The following is a 6,824-nucleotide window of genomic DNA, read 5'->3' as shown; positions in this document are numbered from 1 at the left end:
GAGTATCTTCCCCAGGGTGTCCAGTTCATAGGGAGTACCCAAGCTGGATACTAAAAGCGACAGGTTCCCGCCTGCCAGTGGCCCCTCTGCGGTTCCAGGCGAGAGGGCTCGAGTCCGTGTCCCCGGAGGCATGCCTAGGAAGCCCAGGGGCCGGGTTACGGTAAGAGCTGTGAACAGCCCTTCAAGGCTATAGGAGGGGAAACCGGTCTCGGGGTCCACCTCGACCATGGGGCCGTGAAAGGTTATGAGGCCTGCCTTCTGCTGGAGGGCAAGGTGGAGGAAGGTGATGTCACTGGAACCCACGAAGGCCTTGGGGCTTTGCGAAATGGCCCTGTAGTCCAGGAGGTCCACCATGCGAGCACACCCATAGCCACCCCTGGCAGCAATTATGCCCTTGACACCAGGGGAGAGGAACATCTCCATCATGTCCCCGGCGCGGTCCTCGTCCCGGCCCGCCAGGTAGCCATCCCTGTCAAAGACGTGCCTGGCTAGGACCAGGTGGAAGCCGAGGGCCCTCAGGCTCGCCAGTCCGGCCTCAAGCCGCTCGCGCCTCACTGGGCCTGCGGGAGACACTACACCAAGGGTGTCACCCCTCTCTAACACCGGGGGCCTGATCATGAAAACCGCCTCCCGCAAGACGTCCCGGGTTTCCTTATAGGAGGCATCCCTGAAAGCGGCGGAGGCCCCTTGAGGCCCCCGGCAACGCACAGGATTAGGAGAGAGTGTCCAGCACCTCCATGATGTTTCCATAGTCTAGGATGGAAACCTCCGCCTCCGGGTCAAAGGAACCATAGCGTATCGCCTTCATGCCAAATCGCTGGGCACCCGCCACATCGGCAAAGGGGTCGTCACCCACATGGACTGCTTCTTGGGGGCTAGCCCCCAGCTGTTCCAGGGCATCCTTGAAGATGACCGGGTGAGGCTTCACCCAGCCCACCTCATTCGAGAAGGTAAGGCCTGAGAAGAAGCCCTTAAGGCCCTGGCTCTCCAGTACCTTCCTGATGGAGCTGCCTGGGCTCACTCCGGTGTTGGAGATGAGACCCACCCTGTATACTTGGGAGACCGCCCTGAGAGCCTCCCGGGCCCCAGGAAGGACAGCCGGGGCTTCTACCAGCAAGGTGTTAATATAGGGTTCCATCACGACGTCCACTAGACCAGGATCAGCCTCTATTCCCAGGATCCCCAAGATGAAGGGGACCTGCTCCTCTGGGGGGAAGTCCCTGTGGCCTTGAGCCCTCACCGCCTTGCCCCGCTGCCCGCAGGCCTCAAGGGCACTCCGGATGGCACCCTCCGGGGGCTCGTGTCCCCGAGCCCTGAGTGTATCCTCAATCCGGCTGGTTCGTATCTGGTGACGGGTGATCTCACCGTCATCATCCCACAGGGTGCTCCACAGGTCAAAAGTCACTGCCGTCAGCACTGTCTCACCTTCCCCTGCCTGGCTGGTATTCTTAGCGAAGGCGCCCTTGGAGGATATCATTGACCAGTTGAGGGTTGGCCTTGCCCTTGGTTAGCTTCATCACCTGTCCCACCAGGTACCCCAGGGCCTTGTCCTTGCCACCCAGGTAGTCCTGCACCACGCCGGGATTCTCCTTGACGACCCGGTCGACAACAGCAGCCAGCTCAATCTCGTCAGTTATCTGGACCAGCCCTGACTCCTTCACAATCATCGCGGCGCTCTTGCCTGTCTTGCACATCTCTTCGAAGACGCCCTTGGCCATCTTGCCACTTATGGTCCCTGTGTCGACAAGCCCCAGCATTTCCCTGAGCGCCTCGGGGCCTACCGGGGAACCAGCTATGTCAAGCCCCTCTGCTTTCAAGTATTTCAGCAGCTCACCCATTACCCAGTTAGAGACTACTTTGGGATCCTTGTATGCCTGGGCCGCCCTTTCGAAGTAGTCTGCCATGGCCTGGCTGCCCGTAAGCACCTCAGCATCATACGCAGGCAGCCCGTAGCCCTCAACAAACCTCTTTTTCTTGTCCCTCGGGAGCTCGGGAAGAGAGCACCTTACCCGTTCGACCCAGCCTGCTTCCAGTGCCATGGGTACAAGGTCCGGGTCCGGGAAGTAGCGGTAGTCGTGGGCATCTTCCTTTCCACGCAGGGGCACTGTAACGTCCCTGGCCTCATCCCATGCCCTGGTCTCCTGCTCAACCTCAAAGCCGGACTCCACCAGCTCCTCCTGGCGGGTTATCTCGTACTGCAGCGCCTTGAGCACCGCCCGGAAGGAGTTGAGGTTCTTGATCTCCGTGCGAGTCCCCAGTTCCTCAGTCCCTGCCGGCCGGATTGAGACATTGGCGTCACACCGGAGCGAGCCCTGCTCCATGCGGCAGTCGGAGACCTCGACGTACTCCAGTAGGTTCTTGAGGTTATCCAGGTACTCCCTGGCCTCCTCGGGGCTGCGGATATCCGGTTCGGATACTATTTCTATGAGGGGCACACCCGTCCTGTTACAGTCCACCAGGGAGAACCGCCCTAGTGTCCCCGGGCCTTCGTGAACCAGCTTCCCGGCGTCCTCCTCCAGGTGGACCCGGGTGACTCCAATGCGCCTGGGCGTCTCCAGCGGACCTATCTCAAGGTAACCGCCAGCAGCCAGGGGCAGGTCATACTGGGAGATCTGGTATGCCTTGGGGAGATCGGGGTAGAAGTAGTTCTTCCTGTCAAACCGGCTGAAACCGGCGATTTTGCAGTTCAACGCCAGGCCCGCCTTAACGGCATATTCAACGGCCAGCTCGTTCAGTACTGGAAGCACGCCCGGGAGGCCCAGGCACACGGGGCAGGTCTGGGTGTTCGGCTCGGCCCCAAATGTGGTGGGACAGCCGCAGAACAACTTGGTCGCCGTGGAGAGTTCCGCATGAACCTCCAGGCCGATAACGGCTTCGTACTTCCCCATCACGCTAGACCTCCCTTCACCTGGGCCCTGGTCCTGTGAATTCCACGGGCCTGCTCAAAGGCGTATCCTACCCTGAGGATGGTCCCCTCATCAAAGGGCCTGCCCAGGATTTGCAGCCCCACGGGCATGTCCTGAGAGAAGCCAGCGGGAACCGACAGTCCCGGGATACCAGCGAGATTGGCCGGGATCGTGCACACGTCCGACAGGTACATTGTGAGTGGGTCATCCACCTTCTCTCCCACCTTGAAGGCCACCGTGGGCGAGGTGGGGGCTACGAGCGCATCGAAACGCTGGAACACCCGGTCGAAGTCCTGGCGTACCAGTGTCCTCACCCGCTGTGCCCTCAGGTAGTAGGCATCGTAGTAGCCAGAACTCAGGGCATAAGTGCCCAGCATTATCCGGCGCTTTACCTCTGCCCCGAAGCCTCTCTGCCGTGTCTCCTTGTACATGGTAAGGAGGTCGTCGCTGCTAGCCCTGAAGCCGTAGCGCACTCCATCATAGCGGGCCAGGTTGGAGGAGGCCTCCGCGGGCGCTATGAGGTAGTAGGCGGAGAGCGCTGCCTCGGTGTGGGGCAAGGAGCACTCCTCCACCGAGGCACCCAGGGAATCCAGGGTCTGGGCAGCCTTGAGGATGACCTCTCGCACCCCTGGCTCGGTCCCCTCCCCCAGGTATTCCAAGGGAAGGCCCAGCCTCATACCCTTAATGTCACCTGTGAGGAAACTGGTGTACGAGGGCACCTCAACGCCGGCTGATGTGGAATCCCGGGGGTCATGGCCGGCGATGGCCTCCAGCACCAGAGCGCAATCGGTCACATCCTTGGCAAGGGGCCCAACCTGGTCCAGGGAGGAGGCAAATGCAATGAGACCGTACCTGGACACCCGCCCGTAAGTGGGCTTCAGCCCTACAACTCCACAGAGGGAGGCAGGCTGCCGGACTGAGCCCCCGGTATCTGAACCCAGGGAGAACCAGGCCTCTCCCGCTGCCACAACAGCGGCGGAGCCCCCGCTTGATCCCCCGGGCACCCTCTGAAGGTCCCAAGGGTTCCTGGTACAGAAAAACGCCGAGTTTTCACAGGAAGACCCCATGGCGAATTCATCCATGTTGGTCTTGCCCAGGAATATGGCGCCCCGGCGCTTGAGGTGTTCAACAACGGTGGCGTCATAGAGGGGAACGAAGTCCTCCAGGATCCTTGAGCCGCAGGTTGTACGGGTGCCCCTTGTGCAGATGACATCCTTGACAGCATAGGGGATGCCATCAAGGGGGCCGTGCCGTTTCTTCCCGTTGAGGGACCGGGCAGCCTCCAAGGCAGTGTCCTTGTCCAGGGTTACAAAGCCCCGGACATCGCCTTCGACCTCGTCAATGCGGTTGATGGCCTCCAGGCAGACCTCTTCGGGAGTGACCTCGCCCCCATCCAAGAGTCCTGACACCTCGGCGAGGGTCATGTCATGAAGCCTCATGAGCCTGTCCCCTCCCTCGGGCCGGAGTCGATTACCCTGGGTACTCGGAACTGCCCCTCGGCCCTATCCGGGGCGTTTAAGAGTACGAGATCCCGGGGAAGGCATGGCCTGGGCTCGTCAGGTCTCATCACGTTTCTCATGTCCGGGAGCACGTGGAAGGTGGGGGGGACTCCTTCAACATCTATCTCCTCGAGCCTTCTCACGTGGTCCAGGATCTTGTTGAGCTGCTCAAGCAGAGAGGTCTTTTCCTCCTCACCCAGCTGGAGCCGCGCCAGCAAGGCGACGTGCTCCACCAGACTGCGATCTATGGCCAAAGGCCTTCACCCCCATTTCTCCTGCATTTACCTTGTAATCGTATCTCACGGGGCATGGGGTGTCAACGTTCCCCCACCGTCGGGCTATGAAGCAAGCCATGTGTATGCGGGAGAGGAAGGTGGCCAGGGCAGGGAACACGGGCGTTGCTCAATGCGGGTGTATTTCTCGTCCAGGCGGGGAACGGCCTGAAGCCCCGCCGGGTATACGGGCGGGGCCTCAGGGTTACTTAGACTATGCCTTTCGGGAAACCTGCGGTCTGACATACAGGTCCTCGCTGAGCCTCTCGCCCTCTGTTGTCGCGACCATGGCTGCAGCGGTGATGTCGTCGACAACGTTCACAGACGTTCGCGCCATGTCGAGTATCCTGTCTATGCCAGCGATCAGGGCTACGCCCTCCACCGGAATGCCTGCCGAGCTTAGCACCGTCATCAGCATGATGAGGCCCGCACCAGGCACGCCTGCCGTGCCGATGGAGGCCAGCAGTGCCGTCACGGCAATGATGACTTGTTGCTGCATTGAAAGGCTCAGGCCTAAGGCGTTGGCCACGAATACCGCAGCAACGGTTTGATAGAGCGCCGTCCCGTCCATGTTCAGTGTCGCACCGATGGGAAGCACAAAGCCCGATACGGAATCAGATACGCCGGCTGCCCTAACCACCCGCAGGGTCACGGGTAAAGTGGCAGAGCTGCTCGTTGTGGTGAAGGCATAGATAGGTGCTTCCTTGACCTTGTTGAGGAACCTGAATGGGTTGATCTTGCAGAATATCCGGACGAAGATGGCATGTACCACAAAGACATGGATTAGGCAGCCTACATATACAACGAGAATGAGCGTCCCGAAGGGCTTCAGCACACTCAGGCCGTGATTCCCCACAGTCCACGCCATGAGAGCGAAGACACCTATCGGGGCGTACAGCAGCACCATACTGACGATCTTGTACATTATGTCGGCGATGGATTGCAGCAGGGACTTCACCATCTCCGAGGCTTGGCCCGCCCATCCCATGGCGATCCCGAAGACGATGGCGAAGAATACAACTTGAAGCATGGTGGCTTTTGCCATTGCGTCAACGATGTTTGTAGGTATTATGTTAAGAAGCACATCACGGAAGGGTGGAGGCGTCTGGATCTCCATCTGGGCCAACTCCCCCAGCGCGATGCCAGTTCCCACGTTAAAGGCGTTGGCCATTGTAAGACCGATGATGAGTGCGAAGATGCACGTGATGTAGTAGAAGAACAGAGTCTTACCAAAAACCCTCCCTAGCTTGACGCCGCCTACTCCGGCCACTCCTACTGCCAGGGTACTGAAGACCAGCGGGATTACCAGCATCTGAAGTAGCCTGATGAAGATATCCCCGAAGAACTTGATACTGGATGCCGCCGGTCCCACGATGGCACCTACAATGACGCCCACCACGAACCCGATGAATACCCTTTCCAGAAGCCCGATCTTCATGTTCACCCTCCTTCATGGGGATCTGCCCTGACCAGCTAGCCTCCTTTCCGGGCAGATGAAGTCCCAGTTACTGGTGGTTCGGCATAAATCCCGGAAATTCCTACCACCCTCCGCCAAGTTTGCAGAAAGGCTTTTGCGGGCCCTGCCTGGGGCTCCGCCTGATGTGGCAGGATGGGCCTGGATATTGCCAGTTAGCCTGTTCCTGGTAATTGCTGGGGTCCTGTCGCAGCCCGGACTAAACCAAGATGGTATCGAAGTTGCTGCCACACGAACCTGAACCTTAGTCTCTTCATGTTTAGGGGGATCCCCACCAAGCCCGTGTTTCGGCTCTGGACGCAAGACTGCTTCATGCATGCCTGCTCTTGCCAACAAAGAAAGTGGGACTTTCAATGTTTGGCCAAAACCATCCAATTGATTCGAAGGAGGATGAAACAGTTACCGGATAACTGGCTTTTCCTCCACAAACCTGCCCGAAGCATTTGACAAGGAAGTAAAAATGATGTATACTATAAACGAGATTGGTGAGGATTTCGTGGTGGTCAACGGTGAACGGATTGAAGTTGACCCGCCATTTGAGACCGCGCCAGACAAGCAAGAATATGAGATTTGGTTGAACGAGGTAATGCTGGATGCTGTTGAGGCAATTGGAAGTAGAGAGAACATACAGGCTTTCCAAGACCACCTTGCACCGGTGGCTCAAGGACGGAAA

General features: G+C 59.0%; 7 protein-coding genes. 1 reads left to right on the top strand and 6 read right to left on the bottom strand.

What is annotated here, in order from left to right:
* The 6 genes from AB1576_06130 to AB1576_06105 form a co-directional block, all read right to left on the bottom strand.
* The coding region (locus AB1576_06130; GenBank protein ID MEW6081344.1) for an LD-carboxypeptidase at window positions 1–618 on the bottom strand (618 nt) is incomplete at its 3' end.
* 94 nt (window positions 619–712) lie between these two features.
* The gene (locus AB1576_06125) at window positions 713–1,417 is read right to left on the bottom strand and encodes an HAD family hydrolase (GenBank protein ID MEW6081343.1); all 705 of its coding nucleotides are present in this window, start codon (window positions 1,415–1,417) and stop codon (window positions 713–715) included.
* 31 nt (window positions 1,418–1,448) lie between these two features.
* Window positions 1,449–2,888 (bottom strand): Asp-tRNA(Asn)/Glu-tRNA(Gln) amidotransferase subunit GatB, encoded by a 1,440-nt coding sequence (gene gatB, locus AB1576_06120; GenBank protein MEW6081342.1) that lies wholly within the window; start codon window positions 2,886–2,888, stop codon window positions 1,449–1,451.
* Entirely contained in the window at window positions 2,888–4,345 is a 1,458-nt protein-coding gene (gene gatA, locus AB1576_06115; GenBank protein MEW6081341.1) for an Asp-tRNA(Asn)/Glu-tRNA(Gln) amidotransferase subunit GatA, read from the bottom strand. The genes gatB and gatA overlap by 1 nt, the downstream gene beginning before the upstream one ends.
* Window positions 4,342–4,659 (bottom strand): Asp-tRNA(Asn)/Glu-tRNA(Gln) amidotransferase subunit GatC, encoded by a 318-nt coding sequence (gatC, locus tag AB1576_06110; GenBank protein MEW6081340.1) that lies wholly within the window; start codon window positions 4,657–4,659, stop codon window positions 4,342–4,344. The genes gatA and gatC overlap by 4 nt, the downstream gene beginning before the upstream one ends.
* Before the next feature lie 232 nt (window positions 4,660–4,891).
* A complete protein-coding gene (locus tag AB1576_06105) occupies window positions 4,892–6,115 on the bottom strand; it encodes a dicarboxylate/amino acid:cation symporter (GenBank protein MEW6081339.1) in 1,224 nt (407 codons plus the stop codon).
* A 499-nt stretch (window positions 6,116–6,614) separates the two neighbouring features.
* Here AB1576_06105 and AB1576_06100 point away from each other — a divergent pair.
* On the top strand, window positions 6,615–6,824 hold a 210-nt coding region (locus AB1576_06100), incomplete at its 3' end, for a hypothetical protein (GenBank protein MEW6081338.1).

The sequence above is a fragment of the Bacillota bacterium genome (assembly GCA_040754315.1).
GTDB lineage: Bacteria > Bacillota > Sulfobacillia > DUSP01 > JBFMCS01 > JBFMCS01.
The sequence above is the reverse complement of the archived record's forward strand: the minus strand, read 5'-3'. Positions and strand labels throughout refer to the sequence as shown.